The following is an 18,816-nucleotide window of genomic DNA, read 5'->3' as shown; positions in this document are numbered from 1 at the left end:
CGATAGTGTCTACCTCAAGGCGGGAAGAGAAACATACACCGCCAAACAAAACAGTGAGGCAGTCATCATGAACACCAAAATGAAACCGCAGGCCGTTGCCGTCAAAGATCCCCACGAAGATGCGATCCGTTCGCTCTACATGGAATCCCTCCACCTGGTTGAGCGTCTTCACCGTCGTCTGCTCGACGTCGTCAAGGATGAGTTCGACCGGTCGGGCCGCTCCGATGTCAACGCCGTCCAGGCACTTCTCCTCTTCAACATCGGCAATTCGGAACTGACGGCCGGCGAACTGCGCTCGCGCGGTTACTATCTCGGCTCCAACGTATCCTACAATGTTAAAAAGCTGGTTGATCTCGGCTTCATCAATCACCAGCGCTCGCGTGTCGACCGCCGTTCGGTCCGCATCAGCCTGACGGACGAGGGCCAGGAGATCGCCGAAACGGTTGCCAAGCTCTATGAACGCCATATCGGCTCGATCCAGAAGGTTGGCGGCATCGGCACCGACGAGTTCGGCCAGATGAACAAGCTCCTGCAGCGCCTCGACCGCTTCTGGAACGACACCATGCTCTACAAGCTCTGATCAAGGCTACCGACTGACTGCTGTTTCTCCTCTCCTGCGGCTTGCCGGCCGCAGGATGAGAGGCGGACACAGGATGCATGATGCCACCGTTTTCCGGCCCGGTTGATGCGTTACCCGATTGAAGCCATGCTCGTCGGGGCGCCGAGGTCGATGACCTTCCCTCATCCGATCAATCCCGCCGCGCGCTCACGCGCAAATGTCCCTGCTTCATGGAAACGAACTCCCCAGTGCGGTCCCTTCACTGCTTCCTGCGCGCTCGGTGAACATAGCGGTAATGTCTCCCGAATGCCGCACCGGTGCAAGGCGGACGCCTTGACGTCTGACGTCGCGGGTGGGTGACACGAATCGGCCATATTACTATGACAGCGACAATGCACGAGAATGCGGGTTTTGCGTTGCTTCTGTTGCCAATCGGCGACTGGCCGCTAATTGCATTCATGATCTCACAAATGTGAACGGCGGGCAGAGAGCTGCAAGTATAGTTTACGTTTGTTAACCGTGTTCGTGATAGCTCTGCGTTTTGCGTAGCAGCATTGGATGGTAGGAAATATGTCGAAAAAACCCGGAATTGATGCACTTTCGCGTCGTGGTTTCCTTGCCTCGGCGGCGGCTTTCGGCGCTGCAACATTTGCCGGTGGCGCTTTCGCGCAGGACGCGCTCGACGATATCATCAATGCACCGCGCCGCGGCGCTTGGGACGATCAGTTTGACGCCAAGGCTTCGCGCAGCGCCACCGCCGTCGTCTCCAACACGCCGATCTTCGGCATGGATACGCTGGCCAATACGCAGAATGCCATCGGCCAGTACCAGCAGATCGTTTCGGCCGGCGGCTGGCCGCAGGTCAATTCGCCGGTTCGCCTGGAAATGGGCGTCGCCGATCCCTCCGTGCAGGCCCTGCGCCAGCGCCTGATCATTTCGGGCGATCTGCCGCAATCCGCCGGTATTTCCAACTCCTTTGACAGCTATGTCGATGGCGCGGTCAAGCGCTTCCAGGCCCGTCACGGCCTGCCGGCCGACGGCGTGCTCGGCGAATATTCCGTCAAGGCGATGAACATCGCCGCCGATGTCCGGCTTGGTCAGCTGAACACCAACATCGTCCGCCTGCAGTCGATGTCGGGCGATCTGGGCGAGCGCTATGTGCTGGTCAACATTCCGGCGGCCTATATCGAAGCCGTCGAGAATGGCCGCGTTGCGACACGCCACACGGCCGTTGTCGGCCGCATCAGCCGCCAGACCCACATCATCAACTCGAAGATCTACGAGGTCATCCTCAACCCGTATTGGACATCGCCGCGCTCGATCGTCGAGAAGGACATCGTTCCGCTGATGCGCAAGGATCCGGAATATCTGAAGAAGAATTCCATCCGCCTCATCGACGGCAAGGGCAACGAAGTTTCCCCGGAGACGATCGACTGGAATGCCGAGAAGGCGCCGAACCTGACGTTCCGCCAGGATCCAGGCAAGACCAACGCCATGGCCTCGACGAAGATCAACTTCCACAACCCCAACAATGAATACATGCACGACACGCCGCAGCAGGGCCTGTTCAACAAGCTCGCCCGCTTCGAAAGCTCCGGCTGCGTGCGCGTCCAAAACGTCCGCGACCTGACGACCTGGCTTTTGCGAGACACACCCGGCTGGTCGCGTCAGCAGATCGAGGCGACGATCCGTGCCGGCCAGAACTCGCCGATCAAGCTGGCAGTCGAAGTTCCGGTCTATTTCAAGTATATCACCGCCTGGGCTGCAACCGACGGCATCGTGCAGTTCCGCGACGACATCTACGAGATGGACGGCGAGCAGGAACTGGCGTTGCAGACCACGTTCGGGATCGAGCAGGCGGCCGGTTCCGTCGAGCGCGACAACCTGCCGCAATAAGCCGGTCCGCATTCATCGAACCAAGGCCGCGTCCCATCAAGGTGCGCGGCCTTTTGCGTTCCCGTCCCTGTCGCATCCCGGCGCTGCAGATGGGGGAAATGGCGCAAATCGCACAGCCCGTATTGCCCTTGCCATGCGAGGACGGTAAACACCGTGCCACCGCCTCTTAAGGAGCTTTGAGAATGAGCGCTTCCGTCGTCAACCCCGATGTTTTCTTCAGCCGTTCACTTGCCGACACCGATCCGGATATTTTCGGTGCGATCGAGAAGGAGCTGGGCCGCCAGCGCCATGAGATCGAATTGATCGCGTCTGAAAACATCGTCTCGCGCGCCGTGCTCGAAGCCCAGGGCTCGATCATGACCAACAAGTACGCCGAAGGCTATCCGGGCAAGCGCTATTACGGCGGCTGCCAGTTCGTCGACATCGCCGAAGAGCTCGCCATCGAGCGCGCCAAAAAACTGTTCGGCGTCGGCTTCGCCAACGTCCAGCCGAATTCGGGTTCGCAGATGAACCAGGCCGTGTTCCTGGCGCTGCTGCAGCCGGGCGACACATTCATGGGCCTCGATCTCAACTCGGGCGGTCACCTGACACATGGTTCGCCGGTCAACATGTCGGGAAAATGGTTCAACGTCGTCTCCTACGGCGTGCGCGAGGGCGACAACCTGCTCGATATGGATGCCGTTGCCGAAAAGGCCCGGCAGCACAAGCCCAAGCTGATCATCGCCGGCGGTACTGCCTATTCCCGCATCTGGGACTGGAAGCGTTTCCGCGAGATCGCCGATGAAGTCGGCGCCTATCTGATGGTTGACATGGCCCATATCGCCGGCCTGGTTGCCGGCAACCAGCATCCGTCGCCGTTCCCGCATTGCCATGTTGCCACCACCACCACGCACAAGTCGCTGCGCGGCCCGCGCGGCGGCATGATCCTCACCAATGACGAGGCGCTGGCAAAGAAGTTCAATTCGGCCGTGTTCCCCGGCCTGCAGGGCGGCCCGCTGATGCACGTGATCGCCGCCAAGGCCGTGGCTCTGGGCGAAGCGTTGCAGCCGGAATTCCAGGATTACGCTGCGCAGATCGTCAAGAATGCCAAGGCGCTGTCGGAAACGCTGGTTGCCGGCGGCCTCGATATCGTCTCGGGCGGCACCGACAATCACCTGATGCTGGTCGACCTTCGCAAGAAGAACGCCACCGGCAAGCGGGCCGAAGCAGCGCTCGGCCGCGCCTACATCACCTGCAACAAGAACGGCATCCCGTTCGATCCGGAAAAGCCGTTCGTCACCTCCGGTGTTCGCCTCGGCACGCCTGCCGGTACGACGCGTGGCTTCAAGGAAGCGGACTTCCGCGAAATCGGCAACCTGATCGTCGAAGTGCTCGATGGTCTGAAAGTCGCCAATTCCGATGAAGGCAATGCCGCAGTCGAAGCCGGTGTGCGTGAAAAGGTGGTCAAGCTGACCGACCGTTTCCCGATGTACCCCTACCTCTGATCCTAGACCTCTTATCAAGGAGCCTTGATGCGCTGCCCCTATTGCGGATCGGAAGACAGCCAGGTGAAGGACAGCCGTCCTGCGGAGGATGGCGCCGCCATCCGCCGCCGGCGCATCTGCCCGGATTGTGGCGGCCGCTTCACGACCTTCGAACGGGTGCAGCTCAGGGAGCTGATGATCCTGAAGAAGACCGGCCGCAAGGCGCCGTTCGACCGCGACAAGCTGTTACGGTCGTTCGAGATCGCGCTGCGCAAGCGGCCGATCGATCGCGACCGGATCGAGCGGGCGGTGTCGGGCATCGTCCGGCGGCTTGAAAGCTCCGGCGAAACGGAAATTCCGTCCGAGGAAATCGGCCTGCAGGTGCTCGAGGCCTTGAAAGGACTCGATGACGTTGCCTTCGTCCGTTATGCCTCGGTCTATCGCGATTTCTCCCATGCGGATGATTTCGAGAAGGTCATTGCCGAGATCAGCGCCAAGATCGCACGTGATCCCGGCGCCTGATCGATGCCAATACACGCGCCGCCTGAAGGGGCGGCGTTTGACGTCTGCAGGGTAGGGATGGGCATCGGTATGGCGGAAATGGCTGACGACGAGCGTTTTATGGCGGAGGCGCTGCGCCTCGCCCATCAGCACCTCGGTGCCACTGGTTCCAACCCGTCCGTCGGCTGCGTCATCGTCCGCGATGATGGCGATGGCGCGAAGATCGTCGGCAGCGCCGTCACCGCCACCGGCGGCCGGCCGCATGCCGAGACGCAGGCTTTGGCCGCCGCTGGAGAGGCTGCACGCGGCGCCACGGCCTATGTCACTCTGGAACCCTGCTCCCACCACGGCAAGACGCCGCCCTGCGCCGATGCGCTGATCGCGGCAGGCGTTGCCCGGGTGGTGGTCGCCGTGGTCGATCCGGATGATCGTGTCTCGGGTCACGGGCTTGAGAAGCTACGTGATGCCGGCATCGCGGTCGTCACCGGTGTGCTGGAGGAAGAGGGTGAGCGCGAGCTTGAGGGCTACCTCATGCGCAAGCGCAACAACCGGCCGTATGTGACTCTGAAGCTTGCCGTTTCCGCCGATGGCATGATCGGCATCAAGGGACAGGGGCAGGTGAGCATCACCGGTGCCCCGGCGCGCGCAATTGTTCATCGGCGGCGGGCGGAAACCGACGCCATCCTTGTCGGCATCGGCACGGCGATTGCCGACGACCCGGAATTGACTGCCCGGATCCCGGGACTGGAGCACCGCTCGCCATTGCGGATCGTCATCGACGGCGATCTCAATCTGCCGGTGACCTCCAAGCTGGCACAGACGGCGCGCACCGTGCCGGTCCTGATCGTCACTGGTGAGAGCGACGGCTCGGTCGCCTTTTCAAAGCGCCAGCAGGCGTTGGAGGCAGCCGGTGTCGAAGTCGTGGTCTGCGATCCGCAAGTGCCGGCCGATCTGCTGGCAGCTCTGGCAACGCGCGGCGTGTCCTCGCTTCTGGTCGAAGGCGGCGCGCGTACGGCGCAGCAATTCCTCAATGACGGGCTGGTCGACCGGATTCTGCTGTTTACCGCGCCGCGCACCCTTGGCGAGGAGGGGGTACCATCCCCAATTGACAGGAAGCTGATCCCGGTGGGCTTCGTCCACCGGCGGACAGACACGTTCGGCGACGACCTTCTCGACACCTACGAATACGAAAGAACCCTCTGATGTTCACCGGCATTATCACCGATATCGGCACCGTCGAAACCATTACGCCGCTTGATGAGGGCATCAAGCTGCGTATCGCCACCGCCTATGATCCAAAGGGCATCGATATCGGCGCGTCGATCGCCTGTTCCGGCGTCTGCCTTACTGTCACGACATTGCCGCAAGAAGGCGCCAACGGCCGCTGGTTCGAGGTCGAGGCCTGGGAAGAGGCGCTGCGGTTGACGACGATTTCGTCGTGGACGGCGAGCCAGAAGATCAACCTGGAACGCTCGCTGAAGATCGGCGACGAACTGGGCGGCCATCTGGTATCCGGTCATGTCGACGGCAAGGCTGAGATTCTCTCCGTCGAAACGGAAGGCGAGGCCACCCGGTTTCGCCTGCGCGCGCCTGAACATCTGGCAAAGTTCGTGGCACCGAAGGGCTCCATTGGGCTGGATGGAACATCCCTGACGGTCAACGCCGTCGATGGAACGGATTTCGACGTGCTTTTGATCCGGCATTCGCTTGAGGTGACGACGTGGGGTGAGCGCAAGGCCGGCGATTTCGTCAATTTCGAAGTCGACACGATGGCCCGCTATGCCGCGCGGCTGGCTGAGTTTCCGGCGCCAAAGGCCGAATAAACCGGCTTGAACGATCTCCGGAATGGTCTGATCCCGCCCGGATTGTCCGGGAGCGGATCAAACCATTCTCCGGTACGGATGAGCTGATTTGTCTCGGCGACTACGCCAGGCGAAACCTCACCGCTCCAGCAAAATCACATTTGCGCCGTGATAGGTCGTCCGCCCGGTTTCCTTGAATTGCAGTTTCGAGGCCACTCTCAGCGATGCGAGGTTGCCGGTATCGATGATGCAGGTCTTCTTCAGCGACGGAAAATGCTGATCGCCCCATTTCAGCGCTGCACCAACGGCCTCGGTTGCGAGGCCACGGCCATGGGAGCGTGGCGACAGTGCCCAGCCGGTTTCCATCGTGCCTTCGACCGAGGGACTGATGCCACGGTGCAGATCGTGAAAGCCGGCTTCGCCGATAAATTGGCCGGTCCCGCGATCCTGCAAAACCATAAATCCGAAGCCGAAATAATGCCACATGCCGACCTGGCGCAGGAAGCGCGTCCAGGCCTGTTCACGCGAAAACGGTATGCCGCCGACGAAGCGGGTGACTTCCGGATCGGCAAACAGCGCGGCGTAGGCGGCAAAGTCGTCGCGGCGATAGGGGCGCAGGATCAGACGTTCGGTTTCGATGGTGGGGACGCTGTGCATGAGGCTGTTCAGTCCGTTAGAGATGATGATGCCGGTATTCGATCAGATTCCCGGCTCGCCGTCCCAGTAATCGGTTTCGCTTTGCTTGCGTCCGACGAAACGGAAGACGGGTTTTCCACCGGGTGTTGCACGCGACTTGGCCAGGAATTTGCCCGAATCCGGATATTCGACGATCTCGGCCTTCGCATTTGCCGAAATCGACAGGTAGGTGAGGGGGACGCTACCGGTGTTGATCAGGTGGTGCGCAGTCTCGGGTCCCCCGGCCGGTGCCCCCAGCACGTCTCCGGGCTTGACGGGATAGCGATCCGGCCCGAAGCGGTATTCGCCTTCGCCGCTCAAAATGACGAACAGCTCTTCCTCGATATGGTGATTGTGGAACGGACAGCCGGATTTTCCCGGCGGAACCTCACCGTAGCCTATACCGAGATCCCTCAGACCGAGCTGTGCGCCGAAGGACGCGTCGCGGGATTCAAAGAAAGTGCCTTCCTGCCAGTGGTCCAGCTCAAGGTCAGCCGGGTTGACGACGGGTTTTTCCAACTTTGTCATATTTTTCTCCATCTCGGCGAAACTTGTACAGAGACGCCATCGGATTGAAAAGACGGCGCCAATTTCAGCTGTTCTGCATGGAGCGATGGTCGAACGGCCGGCCAAATCCATGCAAACCGCGAAAAATGCTTGCCAACCGGGCTCCAGCGTGGTTTGACCGCCGCCTGCGCTGGAGATGTCCGGCCCCCAATTTCAGACAGGTGACAAATGTCCGATACCGAAAAACCACATATTCTGATTGTGGAAGCGCGTTTCTATGATGATATGGCCGACGCCTTGCTCGACGGCGCCACGTCGGCGCTCAAGGATGCCGGTGCGACCTTCGACGTCGTGACCGTTCCCGGCGCGCTGGAAATCCCGGCGGCAATTGCGATGGCGCTCGACGGCATCGACAATGGCGCCACCGAGTATGACGGTTTCGTCGCGCTCGGCATGGTCATCCGTGGCGAGACGTACCACTTCGACATCGTCTCGAATGAATCCTCCCGCGCACTGATGGATCTTGCCGTCAGCGAAAGTCTTGCCATCGGCAACGGCATCCTGACCGTCGAAAACGACGCGCAGGCCTGGGCCCGGGCCAAGAAGAGCGAAGGCGACAAGGGCGGCTTTGCTGCCCGCGCGGCGCTGACCATGATCGACCTGAAGATCAAGCTGGGCGGCGAACAGTGAGCGACACTCCCACCAATTCGCCGGCCAACCAGCCGATCAAGCAGGCAAACCAGCGCGGCGCAGCCCGTCTTGCCGCCGTTCAGGCGCTGTACCAGATGGATATCGGCGGCACCGGCGTGCTGGAGATCGTCGCAGAATACGAAACCCACCGGCTTGGCCAGGAAATCGACGGCGATACCTATCTGAAGGCGGATGCCTCGTGGTTTCGCTCGATCGTTGCCGGCGTCGTGCGCGATCAGCGTCTGCTCGATCCGCTGATCGGCACCGCTCTGCAGGACGACTGGGCCTTGTCGCGTCTCGATTCGACCGTTCGTGCCATCCTGCGTGCCGGCACGTTCGAGCTGCGCGAACGCAAGGACGTTCCGGTCGCCGTGATCGTTACCGAATATGTCGAAATCGCCAAGGCATTCTTCGAACAGGACGAGCCGAAACTGGTCAATGCGGTGCTCGACCGGATCGCCCGCACGATCAGAACCGACGTCAAAAAGTAAGGTCATGCGATGACGGTGCGGGCAGGCGGGGTGCAGGGCGTGGGTCTTGAACTGCGCGATGCCCGCCGCAATGTCTATCTGCTGACGGCGGCACAGGCCATTCTTGGCATCATCGGCCCGATCGTCTTTTCCGTCGGCGGTGTTGCCGGCTATCAGCTGCTCGGCAACGACAAGTCGCTGGCGACTGCACCGCTGACCGGTTTCAATGTCGGCGTCGCGCTCGGCGCCATTTTCGTCACCGCCATGTCCAGATTTATCGGCCGCAAGGCAGCGTTCGTGGTCGGCGCTCTTCTGGGTGCCGGCGGCGGGCTGGTCGCCGCCTCTGCGTTGTTTCGAAACGACTTCTGGCTGTTTGCGCTCGGGTTGTGCATCTGCGGCATGGCGGGCGGCTTCACCCAGAAACTGCGCTTTGCCGCCGCCGATGCGTCTCCGCGTTTCTACAAGCCCCGGGCGATTTCCTGGATTCTCGCCGGCGGCATGGTCTCTGCCGTGCTCGGGCCGCAATTGGTCATCCTGACCAAGGATGCGCTGGCGCCGGTGTTCTTTGCCGGTGCCTTCATCGCACTGGTTCCCACCTGCCTGGCGGCGATCGCCATCCTGGCGTTCCTCCGGCTGCCGGATCTGCGCCCCGTCACGGGCTCTGCATCCATGGGCCCCATCCGTCCGCTGCGCGAGATCGTGCTGACCCAGCGCTTCCTCACCGGCATGGTCTGCGGCATCTCCACCTATGCTCTGATGACCTTCATGATGACCGGCGCGCCGATCGCCATGGTCGTCGGCTGCGGGTTCTCGCAGGACCTGGCGACGCTCGGCATCCAGTGGCACGTGCTGGCCATGTTTGCCCCGAGCTTCTTCACCGGCATGCTGGTCAGCCGCTATGGCCCGAAGCGCGTGGTCGCCTGCGGACTGGTCATCTTGATGCTGTGCGCGCTGGTCGCGCATGCGGGCGTTGCGCTGTGGAATTTCTGGGGTGCGCTGATCCTGCTGGGTGCGGGCTGGAATTTCGGTTTCATCGGCTCGACCGCGATCGTTGCCTCCAGCTACCGGCCGCAGGAAGCCGACAAGGTGCAGGGCTTTCACGACATTATCCTGTTCAGCACGGTGGCGCTTGCCTCGTTCGGCTCCGGCAAGGTGCTGACGGCCTACGGCTGGGATATGCTGAGCGCTGCCGTCTGGCCGGTAACGGTATTCTGCGTTTTGCTGCTCGTTGCGCTGTTTGTCGCCGAAAGGCGGGGCGCCGTCTGAGATTTTTCCCCCAAAGAGGTATTCCCGACTTGTAAGCCGCCGCCAACATACCGAAAAACGTGGGTTTTTCCGGTTTTCGCGGCTTGACGATCCCGATTCGCCACAGCACTCTGCAGCCACGTATGCGGCCCTTGCTTGAAGAGGAGGCTTGGGCTGCAGCGCTTTTTGGGGGCCTGCGGAACGGAGTGAGCCCGTAGGCTAAACGGAGGAAATCGCGAAATGACCATACTTCTGGGCGTTATCGCATGCGGGTTGCTTTCGGTGGTTTATGCCATCTGGGCAACGCGATCGGTGTTGTCTGCCGATCAGGGCAATGCCCGCATGCAAGAGATTGCAGGCTTCATACGCGAGGGGGCGCAGGCCTATCTCACACGTCAATATATGACCATTGCCATCGTCGGTGCCGTCGTCTTTGTCGGTGCCTGGGTTCTTCTCTCCGTGACAGCCGCCATCGGCTTCCTGATCGGCGCGGTTCTGTCGGGTGCGGCCGGTTTCATCGGCATGCACGTGTCCGTCAGAGCCAACGTGCGCACGGCACAGGCATCCTCCGTCAGTCTTGCGGCAGGTCTCGATATCGCCTTCAAGTCCGGTGCGATCACCGGCATGCTGGTTGCAGGTCTGGCCCTGCTCGGCGTCACCATCTACTACCTCATCTTGACGGCCGGTCTTGGCCTTGCCGTAGGCTCGCGTGACGTGATCGATGCGCTGGTGTCGCTCGGCTTCGGTGCGTCGCTGATCTCGATCTTCGCCCGTCTTGGCGGCGGCATCTTCACCAAGGGTGCGGACGTCGGCGGCGATCTGGTCGGCAAGGTGGAAGCCGGCATTCCGGAAGACGATCCACGCAACCCGGCCACCATCGCCGACAATGTCGGCGACAATGTTGGCGACTGCGCAGGCATGGCGGCCGATCTGTTCGAAACCTATGCGGTCTCGATCGTTGCCACCATGGTTCTGGCCGCGATCTTCTTTGCCGGCGGGGCCAATCTCAGCCTTGTGATGAGCTATCCGCTGGCCATCTGCGGCGCCTGCATCATCACCTCGATCATCGGTGCCTTCTTCGTCAAGCTCGGCTCGAACGGCTCGATCATGGGCGCACTCTACAAGGGCCTGATCGTCACGGGCCTGCTGTCGATCGTCGGCCTCGCTCTTGCCACGTCATTGACCATCGGCTGGGGCTCGATCGGCACCGTCGAGGGCAAGGATATCACCGGCACCAACCTGTTCATCTGCGGCATTCTCGGCCTTGTGGTCACCGCCCTGATCGTGGTGATTACCGAATATTACACCGGCACCAACAAGCGGCCGGTCAATTCCATCGCCCAGGCCTCCGTCAGCGGCCACGGCACCAACGTCATCCAGGGTCTCGCCGTTTCGCTGGAATCGACAGCGCTTCCGGCACTCGTCATCGTCGGCGGCATCATCTCGACCTACCAGCTGGCAGGCCTGTTCGGCACAGGCATCGCCGTCACCGCCATGCTCGGCATTGCCGGCATGATTGTGGCACTGGATGCCTTCGGTCCGGTGACCGACAATGCCGGTGGTATCGCCGAGATGGCCGGTCTTCCCCCGGAGGTGCGCAAATCGACCGATGCGCTCGATGCGGTCGGTAATACGACCAAGGCTGTCACCAAGGGCTATGCGATCGGTTCTGCCGGTCTCGGCGCGCTGGTTTTGTTCGCCGCCTATTCGAACGACCTGAAATACTTCGCCGCCAATGGCGACAAGTATCCGTACTTCGCCGATGTCGGGACGATCTCGTTTGATCTGTCCAACCCTTATGTCGTCGCAGGCCTGATCTTCGGCGGTCTCATCCCCTACCTGTTCGGCGGTATCGCCATGACGGCCGTCGGCCGCGCGGCCAGTGCCGTGGTGGAGGAAGTCCGCCGCCAGTTCCGTGAAAAGCCGGGCATCATGGCAGGTACCGACCGGCCCGACTACGGCCGCGCCGTCGATATGCTGACCAAGGCGGCGATCCGCGAAATGATCGTGCCGTCGCTGCTGCCGGTGCTGGCGCCGATCGTCGTCTATTTCGGCGTGCTGCTGATCTCCGGCTCCAAGGCGTCCGCCTTTGCAGCGCTCGGCGCCTCGCTTCTCGGCGTCATCGTCAACGGTATCTTCGTCGCCATCTCGATGACTTCGGGTGGTGGTGCTTGGGACAATGCCAAGAAGAGCTTTGAAGACGGTTTCGTCGACAAGGACGGCACGCGCCACCTGAAGGGGTCGGAAGCCCACAAGGCCTCCGTCACCGGCGATACGGTCGGCGATCCCTACAAGGACACCGCTGGTCCGGCCGTCAATCCGGCGATCAAGATCACCAATATCGTTGCATTGCTGCTTCTGGCGGTGCTTGCAGGATAAAGGGTGAAGGCCGAGCCCGCCGCACCATTTCGGGCAGGCGGGTGAAGGACCCAGAACAAAGAAAACCCGCCGGCGCATATACCGCCGGCGGGTTTTTCATGAAGATCTTGAGGTTGGCGGTTACTGGTTGTTGGCGTTGCCAAGCACCGATTTCGCCATGCTCTTGCCGATACCGTTGCCGGAGAGCAGCTGGCCGAGGAAGGTCATTTCCTTGCCGCCGGTTGGCGTGGTGCGGGAAATCATGTCGAAGACCTTGCCGTCCTGCAGCGTGTAGTGCGCCAACTGCGAAACGACGCCGTCCTTGTCGAAATAGACGGCGAGCACGCTTTGATCGACCAGCTTCGGCTTCATGAAGGCGACCGGACGCTGGCGCCTCTGCGAAATGTAGTAGAACACTTCATTGTCGAATGTCGCCGTCGTCGATGGCGTTCCCAGCGACAGGAGTACCTGCTCGCGGCTGGAGCCGACCGGCGCCAGGGCCAGCGTTTCCTGGTCGACGACATAGCCCTGATTGATGGTTTCGCTGGTGTTCAGCATCTCGGCCGTCTTGCAGCCGGAAAGGGTGGTTACGCAAATTGCCAATGTAAAGGCGACGTTATTCAGAAATTTCATGTCTGACCTGAAATACCGTTTCGTCAACGACATCTCCCCCAAGGTAACGCTGGCAGATGCGCCATTGCATTTCGTGCCTGCTTCGGTAAACCAGCTTCGGCAATCATGCAATAACAGGATGCGCGGGCTAGCGCATTTTGAAGCAGGCAAACTTGGGCTTTATGATGATATTCGGACTGTTCGGCAAAAAAAACGGCAATGCGGCCATCGTTGAGCGCCAATACGCGCTGTTGACCGCCGCCGCCCGCCGTCCGTATCTTTATACCGACCTTGATGTGCCGGACACCGTGATGGGCCGTTTCGAGATGCTGTCGGCATCGCTGATCCTGTATTTCCGCCGAACCCGCAGCTCGCGCCGCGCCGGCCAGGAGATTTCCCAGGAGATCATCGACGCGTTCTTCGAGGATGTGGATCATTCGATCCGCGAGCTCGGCGTCGGCGATGTCAGCGTGCCCAAGCGCATGAAGAAGCTGGCATCGATGTTCTATGGCCGGCTTGAAAGCTATGCAGCGGCGCTTGAGCGGCGCGACCGCAGCGAGCTGGCCGCCGCGTTGAAGCGCAATTTCCATCCGCAGACGGACGATCACGCGCTGTCGATGCTGGGCCTTGCCGACTATCTGCTGGCTGCCGAAGCCCAGCTTGCGCAGCAAGGCGAGGATGTCGTAGAAACCGGCCGGATCGACCTGCCGCAAGCGGCCGCCTGATATCGGTCTAACCGGCAGCACTATCTTGGGCGGCAGCGCCGCCCGAAAGGACCAGACGATGAACCACGACGAAAAACCCGCATTCTCCTATCCGGTCAAGGTCGGCAATATTTCCGCCAACGCCGTGACGGTTCGTCTCGAGGCAAATGAGGCCGAACGCAAGGCACTGCGCGATCTCTGGGATGTCCTGGAGGTCAAGTCGGTGGCCGCCGAGTTGCAGGTTGCCCGCTGGAAGAGGGACGGCGTCAAGATCAAGGGCCGGGTCAAGGCCAGGATCGTTCAGGCTTGCGTCGTGACGCTGGAGCCGGTCGAATCGAACATCGATGAACCCGTCGAAGCGATCTTCGTGCCGGAGGGATCGCGGCTGGCGCGGATCGCCGCCAACGATAGCGGCGAGATGATTCTCGATCCGGAAGGTCCCGATCTTCCCGACATGTTTACCGGCGACACCATCGATGTCGGTGTTACCGTGACCGAACATGCAGCACTTGCCATCGATCCCTATCCGCGAAAAGCGGGGGTGAGCTTCGGGGAGCGGATCGAAAGCAGCGAAAAAGACGATGTCCGTCCAAATCCCTTTGCAGTCCTCAAGGATTGGAAAAAGGACTGAGTCAACGGCAGCGTGCGGCACAATTCGGTTGTCACATCAGCGAAAAACGGTATTTTGGCCAAAATCCAGCCCGTTGGGCCGTTTTGCTCCTTAAGTGGGGCCGTTACGTCTCAAATGTCATGAAAACACGTGTGTCTCCATCGCCCATGCTGATTGCGCCGGAACGAAACATGCAGTGTGGCAGGAAAAAAGGATAGGGCACGCGTGGTCAGAATTTCTCTTGATGTGATGGGCGGCGACTTCGGTCCGCAGGTCGTCATCCCGGGCGCCGCCAAGGCGCTGGAACGGCATCCCGATATCCGTTTCGCGCTGTACGGACTTGCAGATCAATGTGCTCCTTTGTTGGAAAAATATCCCAAGCTCAAGGCGAGCAGCACGTTTCATGCGTCCGAATTGGCGATAGCCATGGACGAGAAGCCGAGCCAGGCGCTGCGGCGCGGCCGTGGCAAGGCCAGCATGTGGCAGGCGATCGACGCCGTCAACAAGGGTGAGGCCGATGTGGTGGTCTCGGCTGGCAATACCGGCGCGCTGATGGCGATGTCGGTGTTTTGCCTGCGGATGATGCCGGGTATCCAGCGCCCGGCGATTGCGGCGATCTGGCCTACGCTGAAGGGCGAAAGCATCGTGCTTGACGTCGGTGCGACGATCGGCGCCGATGCGCAGCAGCTGATGGATTTTGCCCTGATGGGGGGCGCCATGGCGCGCGCCCTGTTCGAAGTCGAGCGCCCGACGCTCGGCCTGCTCAATGTCGGCGTCGAGGAAATCAAGGGCCAGGAACAGGTCAAGGAAGCCGGGCGCCTGTTGCGCGAAGCCGGCATCGACAGCATCGATTATTTCGGCTTCGTCGAGGGTGACGATATCGGCCGCGGCACGGTCGATGTGGTGGTCACCGAAGGTTTTTCCGGCAATATCGCGCTCAAGGCTGCCGAAGGTACGGCGCGCCAGATCGCCGAATATCTGCGCGCGGCAATGTCGCGTACGCTTTTGGCCAAGATCGGATATATTCTTGCCAAGGGCGCCTTCGACCGGCTGCGCGAGAAGATGGACCCGCGAAAGGTCAACGGTGGCGTCTTCCTCGGCCTTAATGGTGTCGTGATCAAGAGCCATGGAGGAACGGACGCGGAAGGTTTCGCAGCCGCTATCGACGTCGGCTACGACATGGTCCGCAACGGGCTGAAGGCCAAGATCGAAAACGATGTGCAAAAATACCATGCCTCGCGCCCTTCCGAAGGTGCAGCGACAGGCACGGCAGACGAGGTTTGAAAAGCATGATCCGTTCTGTGGTTCGCGGTTTTGGGGCATCCCTCCCGAAGCAGGTGATGACCAATCGCGAAATGGAAGACAAGGTCGACACGACCGATGAATGGATCGTGCAGCGCACCGGTATCCGCCAGCGCTACATCGCCGGTGAGGGGGAGACCACGGCGTCGCTTGGCGAAGGGGCTGCACGCGCGGCTCTCGGCAATGCCGGCCTGACGCCGGCCGACATCGACCTGATCATCGTGGCCACTTCGACGCCCGACAACACCTTTCCGGCAACTGCCGTCAACATCCAGAACCGGCTCGGCATGCATCACGGCGCCGCCTTCGACCTGCAGGCCGTCTGTTCGGGCTTCATCTTTGCGGTGACCACGGCGGACGCCTATATCCGCGGCGGGCTGGCCAAGCGGGTGCTGGTCATCGGTGCAGAGACGTTTTCACGCATTCTCGACTGGAACGACCGCACGACCTGCGTGCTGTTCGGTGACGGCGCCGGCGCGCTGATTCTGGAAGCCCAGGAAGGCTCAGGCACCACGGCCGATCGCGGTGTCCTGACAGCGCAGTTGCGCTCAGACGGCGCCCACAAGGAAAAGCTCTATGTCGACGGCGGTCCTTCGACCACCGGCACGGTCGGCCATCTGCGCATGGAGGGCCGCGAGGTCTTCAAACATGCGGTCGGCATGATCACCGACGTGATCGAGGCCGCGTTCGAGGCGACCGGCACGACCGCCGACGATCTCGACTGGCTGGTGCCGCACCAGGCCAATCGCCGGATCATTGACGGTTCGGCCAAGAAGCTCGGAATTCCGCTTGAAAAGGTGGTTGTCACCGTCGATCTCCACGGCAATACCTCGGCAGCCTCGATTCCCTTGGCACTCAATGTCGCGGCATCGGACGGACGCATCAAAAAGGGTGATCTCGTCCTGCTTGAGGCGATGGGGGGCGGCTTCACCTGGGGTTCCGTACTGCTGCGCTGGTAAAAAAATGTGATATGGTGCAGACGCTTGACCGGAATGGACAAGGGCAATACTCTTTCCGGGCTAATCGATATTTCAAGAAAATCGGTGGGGGAAGATGAGCGGAAAAACGGTGACACGAGCAGACCTGGCCGAATCGGTTTTTCGCAAGGTCGGTCTTTCGCGAACGGAATCGGCCGAACTGGTCGAGACCGTGATTGACGAAATCTGTAATGCCATCGTGCGGGGTGAAAGCGTCAAGCTTTCGTCCTTCGCAACGTTTCAGGTCAGAGACAAGAACGAGCGCATCGGGCGAAACCCGAAAACCGGCGAGGAAGTCCCGATTTCTCCCCGCCGCGTCATGACGTTCAAGGCCTCCAACGTGCTGAAGCAACGCGTGCTCAAGGCGCATCTGCAGCGCAAGGCCAAGTTGAAACCGCAGTCGCCAGCCGCCTAAATCCACCTCCGATCATTAAAGTGGTTGAAAACACCTCCATAAGCCATTGAAATGCGCTTGATTCGTGTAATCTTACGCAGTCACGGCACCAGAGACCTGCGGCAAGAGCCGCGTGGCGAATGCCGCGCATGTTCGATGCGGAATGGGGGAAGACATGGACAAGAGCCCGGATGCATTTCGCACCATCAGTGAAGTGGCCGACGATCTCGACCTGCCGCAGCATGTGCTGAGATTCTGGGAAACGCGCTTCCTGCAGATCAAGCCGATGAAGCGTGGCGGCGGCCGGCGGTATTACCGCCCGGAAGATGTCGACCTGCTCAAGGGCATCCGCCATCTGCTTTACGATCACGGCTACACGATCAAGGGCGTACAGAAGCTTTTGAAGATGAACGGCAACAAGTTCGTCGCGGCCATCGCCAGCGGCGATCTGGCAACCGTCGAGGCGCTGGCTGCCGCCAATATCGAGGAACCGGCACAGCCGAAACTCGGCAATCCCGACGAGGATCAGATCGTCGGCCGCGCCAAAGCCCCGGCCAGCCGCCGGTTCTTTTCTTTCGTCGGCGGCAATGACGAAACGCCGGAAATTTCGATCGGCAAGACATCGGTCGGCAAGGAGGACAGGGCGCTGTTGCAGGAAGCGCTCTACGACCTTTTGGAATGCAAGCGGCTGCTCGACCAGGTGCGCTGAAATCGCGGCACCGCTATAGCCGACCCTGTCACGCTTTCCCCTCGTGCCGCCATGCCGTTCATGGTAGGAACCCCGACCGAATTCTCAGCAAGGCAAGACAATGGAAAAGTCCTGGACGAAAAGCGTGACGCTCGCCCTGGAGGGGCCGGGCAAATACGTGACGATCTCCAATACCACAGAGGCCTCCTGGGCGATGATCGAGGACTGGCCGCTGGAGGATGCACCGGCGTTGGACCGGGCGCTGGAAATCTGCGCTGAGGTCGTCGAAGGCAAACGTCCGGCCGAAGACGCGCGCAAGGCCTTTCTGGCGGCGGCTGCCGAAGCGGAGATTGCGGTGCAGGATTAAAGGCGCCGCGCGGTTGGCGCGAAAGCGGTCTTTTGGCCGTCGCGCCGGCCGGGTAAAAGGGCTCTTGGCGCAAGCCGCCGGCATCTCCATATGTCTGTCGTGCGAGTGAGAAAGAACGAGATGACCAAGGCCCTCCAGGCAAAGTTTCACGGCGAGATGCTGGCGCTCTACGATCATTGTGCGCGAATCGGCTTCCGGCCTGTTCTGTTTCGCCGCCTCGTCATCCTGAAAGGTGGCGTCGAGGCGGCGCGCGAATTGGTGTTCAAGCCCGGCACGACGGGTCTGGAACGCCTGGTCGAGGCAAACAAGACCGAATTTTCGATGGAAGCAGCGATGACAAGGCCGGAATATCGTGCTCTTTTTGCGCCGCTGGACATCAAGGAGGCGGCCAAGCGGCTTGAGGGCAGCGCCACGCGCGAACGCTCCAGAGGCCGGCTGACGGCGACGGCCTCGGCGCGTGCCGGACAGGGCGGGCAAGGGGCGCTGTAGCAGTTTAAATGTGCTGAATAGTTTTTGAACCGGAACCGGTTTCAGGAATTATGCAGTGTCACCAACGCGAAACAGGCATAATGACCATGACGAAGAAGCAGAAGCTCGAACATTCCGATTTTTCCGGCGAATTCACCGAAGGCGATATCACCGTGCTCGTCGATATCTTCCGCAAGGAAGGCAGCACCGATGGCTGGACGCTGGAAGTGATTGACCAGGACGAAGGGCTGACAGTCTGGGAAGAGCCGTTCGCCACGGACAAGGAAGCCTTCGAAGAATTCTTGGCCACCGTCGAACGCGATGGCATCGAGTCGTTCCTGGAAGAACCTGAGACCGATATTTCAGTGCATTGAAAGCTGGTCGCCGCAATGAGAGCGGCGGTCCGCTCTAGGGTTGAAACCCAATCAACACATTGATCTTGATTGACGATTGTGATTCAATCGCTCCACAAGAGGAGTTTTGGTCATGGCAGGTGAATTCTGGCTTGATGATCGGCAGTGGTCCAAC

23 protein-coding genes are annotated in these 18,816 nt (G+C 60.9%); 20 read left to right on the top strand and 3 right to left on the bottom strand.

Going from position 1 to position 18,816, the window contains the following annotated elements:
- The first annotated feature begins 67 nt into the window (after nt 1–67).
- The 6 genes from ldtR to ACP7E6_RS21605 all read left to right on the top strand — a co-directional run bounded on the left by ldtR (nt 68) and on the right by ACP7E6_RS21605 (nt 6,242).
- A complete protein-coding gene (gene ldtR / locus ACP7E6_RS21630; RefSeq protein ID WP_113245260.1) occupies nt 68–580 on the top strand; it encodes a transcriptional regulator LdtR in 513 nt (170 codons plus the stop codon).
- 549 nt (nt 581–1,129) lie between these two features.
- The gene (locus ACP7E6_RS21625; RefSeq protein ID WP_426231779.1) at nt 1,130–2,455 is read left to right on the top strand and encodes a L,D-transpeptidase family protein; all 1,326 of its coding nucleotides are present in this window, start codon (nt 1,130–1,132) and stop codon (nt 2,453–2,455) included.
- Between the two features lie 182 nt (nt 2,456–2,637).
- Nucleotides 2,638–3,939, top strand: coding sequence for a serine hydroxymethyltransferase (gene glyA, locus ACP7E6_RS21620; protein ID WP_426231778.1), 1,302 nt, complete (start codon nt 2,638–2,640; stop codon nt 3,937–3,939).
- 27 nt (nt 3,940–3,966) lie between these two features.
- Complete coding sequence (gene nrdR / locus ACP7E6_RS21615; protein ID WP_037107514.1) at nt 3,967–4,440, top strand: transcriptional regulator NrdR; 474 nt, start codon at nt 3,967–3,969, stop codon at nt 4,438–4,440.
- A 69-nt stretch (nt 4,441–4,509) separates the two neighbouring features.
- On the top strand, nt 4,510–5,622 hold the full coding sequence (ribD, locus tag ACP7E6_RS21610) for a bifunctional diaminohydroxyphosphoribosylaminopyrimidine deaminase/5-amino-6-(5-phosphoribosylamino)uracil reductase RibD (protein ID WP_426231948.1): 1,113 nt from the start codon (nt 4,510–4,512) through the stop codon (nt 5,620–5,622).
- The gene (locus tag ACP7E6_RS21605; RefSeq protein WP_426231777.1) at nt 5,622–6,242 is read left to right on the top strand and encodes a riboflavin synthase; all 621 of its coding nucleotides are present in this window, start codon (nt 5,622–5,624) and stop codon (nt 6,240–6,242) included. Before ribD ends, ACP7E6_RS21605 begins: the two co-directional genes overlap by 1 nt.
- A gap of 117 nt (nt 6,243–6,359) precedes the next feature.
- Here the strand turns inward: ACP7E6_RS21605 and ACP7E6_RS21600 are convergent, their stop codons facing one another.
- Together ACP7E6_RS21600 and ACP7E6_RS21595 are read right to left on the bottom strand one after the other, a co-directional pair.
- The gene (locus ACP7E6_RS21600) at nt 6,360–6,878 is read right to left on the bottom strand and encodes a GNAT family N-acetyltransferase (RefSeq protein WP_426231776.1); all 519 of its coding nucleotides are present in this window, start codon (nt 6,876–6,878) and stop codon (nt 6,360–6,362) included.
- A 42-nt stretch (nt 6,879–6,920) separates the two neighbouring features.
- Nucleotides 6,921–7,424, bottom strand: coding sequence for a cupin domain-containing protein (locus ACP7E6_RS21595; RefSeq protein WP_426231775.1), 504 nt, complete (start codon nt 7,422–7,424; stop codon nt 6,921–6,923).
- Between the two features lie 207 nt (nt 7,425–7,631).
- Here ACP7E6_RS21595 and ribH point away from each other — a divergent pair, with 207 nt between their 5' ends.
- The 4 genes from ribH to ACP7E6_RS21575 all read left to right on the top strand — a co-directional run bounded on the left by ribH (nt 7,632) and on the right by ACP7E6_RS21575 (nt 12,187).
- A complete protein-coding gene (gene ribH / locus ACP7E6_RS21590) occupies nt 7,632–8,093 on the top strand; it encodes a 6,7-dimethyl-8-ribityllumazine synthase (RefSeq protein ID WP_426231774.1) in 462 nt (153 codons plus the stop codon).
- Complete coding sequence (gene nusB, locus ACP7E6_RS21585; protein ID WP_426231773.1) at nt 8,090–8,584, top strand: transcription antitermination factor NusB; 495 nt, start codon at nt 8,090–8,092, stop codon at nt 8,582–8,584. The genes ribH and nusB overlap by 4 nt, the downstream gene beginning before the upstream one ends.
- Nucleotides 8,585–8,593: 9 nt before the next feature.
- Nucleotides 8,594–9,829 carry an MFS transporter gene (locus tag ACP7E6_RS21580; protein WP_426231772.1) on the top strand — a complete coding sequence of 412 codons (1,236 nt, stop codon included), beginning with the start codon at nt 8,594–8,596 and terminating at the stop codon, nt 9,827–9,829.
- A gap of 219 nt (nt 9,830–10,048) precedes the next feature.
- Entirely contained in the window at nt 10,049–12,187 is a 2,139-nt protein-coding gene (locus ACP7E6_RS21575; protein WP_426231771.1) for a sodium-translocating pyrophosphatase, read from the top strand.
- A gap of 120 nt (nt 12,188–12,307) precedes the next feature.
- Here the strand turns inward: ACP7E6_RS21575 and ACP7E6_RS21570 are convergent, their stop codons facing one another.
- Nucleotides 12,308–12,832 (bottom strand): outer membrane protein assembly factor BamE, encoded by a 525-nt coding sequence (locus ACP7E6_RS21570; RefSeq protein WP_426231770.1) that lies wholly within the window; start codon nt 12,830–12,832, stop codon nt 12,308–12,310.
- Between ACP7E6_RS21570 and ACP7E6_RS21565 the strand changes: the two genes are divergently transcribed.
- The 10 genes from ACP7E6_RS21565 (at nt 12,798) to ACP7E6_RS21520 (ending at nt 18,662) form a co-directional block, all read left to right on the top strand.
- Nucleotides 12,798–13,013, top strand: coding sequence for a hypothetical protein (locus tag ACP7E6_RS21565; protein ID WP_426231955.1), 216 nt, complete (start codon nt 12,798–12,800; stop codon nt 13,011–13,013). The two genes, ACP7E6_RS21570 and ACP7E6_RS21565, sit on opposite strands and share 35 nt — an antisense overlap.
- Nucleotides 12,964–13,503, top strand: a complete 540-nt coding sequence (locus tag ACP7E6_RS21560) for a ubiquinol-cytochrome C chaperone family protein (RefSeq protein WP_426231947.1) — start codon at nt 12,964–12,966, stop codon at nt 13,501–13,503. Before ACP7E6_RS21565 ends, ACP7E6_RS21560 begins: the two co-directional genes overlap by 50 nt.
- Before the next feature lie 58 nt (nt 13,504–13,561).
- Entirely contained in the window at nt 13,562–14,113 is a 552-nt protein-coding gene (locus ACP7E6_RS21555; RefSeq protein WP_426231769.1) for a YceD family protein, read from the top strand.
- 204 nt (nt 14,114–14,317) lie between these two features.
- A complete protein-coding gene (plsX, locus tag ACP7E6_RS21550) occupies nt 14,318–15,376 on the top strand; it encodes a phosphate acyltransferase PlsX (protein ID WP_426231768.1) in 1,059 nt (352 codons plus the stop codon).
- A 5-nt stretch (nt 15,377–15,381) separates the two neighbouring features.
- On the top strand, nt 15,382–16,353 hold the full coding sequence (locus ACP7E6_RS21545) for a beta-ketoacyl-ACP synthase III (protein WP_426231767.1): 972 nt from the start codon (nt 15,382–15,384) through the stop codon (nt 16,351–16,353).
- A gap of 94 nt (nt 16,354–16,447) precedes the next feature.
- Complete coding sequence (locus tag ACP7E6_RS21540; protein ID WP_113316049.1) at nt 16,448–16,786, top strand: integration host factor subunit alpha; 339 nt, start codon at nt 16,448–16,450, stop codon at nt 16,784–16,786.
- Nucleotides 16,787–16,940: 154 nt separating this feature from the next.
- Complete coding sequence (locus ACP7E6_RS21535; protein WP_113316048.1) at nt 16,941–17,474, top strand: MerR family transcriptional regulator; 534 nt, start codon at nt 16,941–16,943, stop codon at nt 17,472–17,474.
- A gap of 100 nt (nt 17,475–17,574) precedes the next feature.
- Nucleotides 17,575–17,820, top strand: a complete 246-nt coding sequence (locus ACP7E6_RS21530; protein WP_426231766.1) for a DUF982 domain-containing protein — start codon at nt 17,575–17,577, stop codon at nt 17,818–17,820.
- Between the two features lie 120 nt (nt 17,821–17,940).
- Nucleotides 17,941–18,309, top strand: coding sequence for a hypothetical protein (locus ACP7E6_RS21525; RefSeq protein WP_426231765.1), 369 nt, complete (start codon nt 17,941–17,943; stop codon nt 18,307–18,309).
- 86 nt (nt 18,310–18,395) lie between these two features.
- Complete coding sequence (locus ACP7E6_RS21520; protein WP_426231764.1) at nt 18,396–18,662, top strand: hypothetical protein; 267 nt, start codon at nt 18,396–18,398, stop codon at nt 18,660–18,662.
- The last annotated feature ends 154 nt before the right edge of the window (nt 18,663–18,816 follow it).

The organism is Pararhizobium sp. DWP3-4 (genome assembly GCF_049898205.1).
Classification (GTDB): domain Bacteria; phylum Pseudomonadota; class Alphaproteobacteria; order Rhizobiales; family Rhizobiaceae; genus Pararhizobium.
This window is presented reverse-complemented; position numbering and strand designations above follow the sequence as displayed.

What these genes read in the sequence shown, in the direction of transcription:
- ldtR (WP_113245260.1), top strand. Translation starts at nt 68, where the DNA reads ATGAACACCAAAATGAAACCGCAGGCCGTTGCCGTCAAAGATCCCCAC.
- ACP7E6_RS21625 (WP_426231779.1), top strand. Translation starts at nt 1,130, where the DNA reads ATGTCGAAAAAACCCGGAATTGATGCACTTTCGCGTCGTGGTTTCCTT.
- glyA (WP_426231778.1), top strand. Translation starts at nt 2,638, where the DNA reads ATGAGCGCTTCCGTCGTCAACCCCGATGTTTTCTTCAGCCGTTCACTT.
- nrdR (WP_037107514.1), top strand. Translation starts at nt 3,967, where the DNA reads ATGCGCTGCCCCTATTGCGGATCGGAAGACAGCCAGGTGAAGGACAGC.
- ribD (WP_426231948.1), top strand. Translation starts at nt 4,510, where the DNA reads ATGGCGGAAATGGCTGACGACGAGCGTTTTATGGCGGAGGCGCTGCGC.
- ACP7E6_RS21605 (WP_426231777.1), top strand. Translation starts at nt 5,622, where the DNA reads ATGTTCACCGGCATTATCACCGATATCGGCACCGTCGAAACCATTACG.
- ACP7E6_RS21600 (WP_426231776.1), bottom strand. Translation starts at nt 6,878, where the DNA reads ATGCACAGCGTCCCCACCATCGAAACCGAACGTCTGATCCTGCGCCCC.
- ACP7E6_RS21595 (WP_426231775.1), bottom strand. Translation starts at nt 7,424, where the DNA reads ATGACAAAGTTGGAAAAACCCGTCGTCAACCCGGCTGACCTTGAGCTG.
- ribH (WP_426231774.1), top strand. Translation starts at nt 7,632, where the DNA reads ATGTCCGATACCGAAAAACCACATATTCTGATTGTGGAAGCGCGTTTC.
- ACP7E6_RS21580 (WP_426231772.1), top strand. Translation starts at nt 8,594, where the DNA reads ATGACGGTGCGGGCAGGCGGGGTGCAGGGCGTGGGTCTTGAACTGCGC.
- ACP7E6_RS21575 (WP_426231771.1), top strand. Translation starts at nt 10,049, where the DNA reads ATGACCATACTTCTGGGCGTTATCGCATGCGGGTTGCTTTCGGTGGTT.
- ACP7E6_RS21565 (WP_426231955.1), top strand. Translation starts at nt 12,798, where the DNA reads ATGTCTGACCTGAAATACCGTTTCGTCAACGACATCTCCCCCAAGGTA.
- ACP7E6_RS21570 (WP_426231770.1), bottom strand. Translation starts at nt 12,832, where the DNA reads ATGTCGTTGACGAAACGGTATTTCAGGTCAGACATGAAATTTCTGAAT.
- ACP7E6_RS21560 (WP_426231947.1), top strand. Translation starts at nt 12,964, where the DNA reads ATGATATTCGGACTGTTCGGCAAAAAAAACGGCAATGCGGCCATCGTT.
- ACP7E6_RS21555 (WP_426231769.1), top strand. Translation starts at nt 13,562, where the DNA reads ATGAACCACGACGAAAAACCCGCATTCTCCTATCCGGTCAAGGTCGGC.
- ACP7E6_RS21545 (WP_426231767.1), top strand. Translation starts at nt 15,382, where the DNA reads ATGATCCGTTCTGTGGTTCGCGGTTTTGGGGCATCCCTCCCGAAGCAG.
- ACP7E6_RS21540 (WP_113316049.1), top strand. Translation starts at nt 16,448, where the DNA reads ATGAGCGGAAAAACGGTGACACGAGCAGACCTGGCCGAATCGGTTTTT.
- ACP7E6_RS21535 (WP_113316048.1), top strand. Translation starts at nt 16,941, where the DNA reads ATGGACAAGAGCCCGGATGCATTTCGCACCATCAGTGAAGTGGCCGAC.
- ACP7E6_RS21530 (WP_426231766.1), top strand. Translation starts at nt 17,575, where the DNA reads ATGGAAAAGTCCTGGACGAAAAGCGTGACGCTCGCCCTGGAGGGGCCG.
- ACP7E6_RS21525 (WP_426231765.1), top strand. Translation starts at nt 17,941, where the DNA reads ATGACCAAGGCCCTCCAGGCAAAGTTTCACGGCGAGATGCTGGCGCTC.
- ACP7E6_RS21520 (WP_426231764.1), top strand. Translation starts at nt 18,396, where the DNA reads ATGACGAAGAAGCAGAAGCTCGAACATTCCGATTTTTCCGGCGAATTC.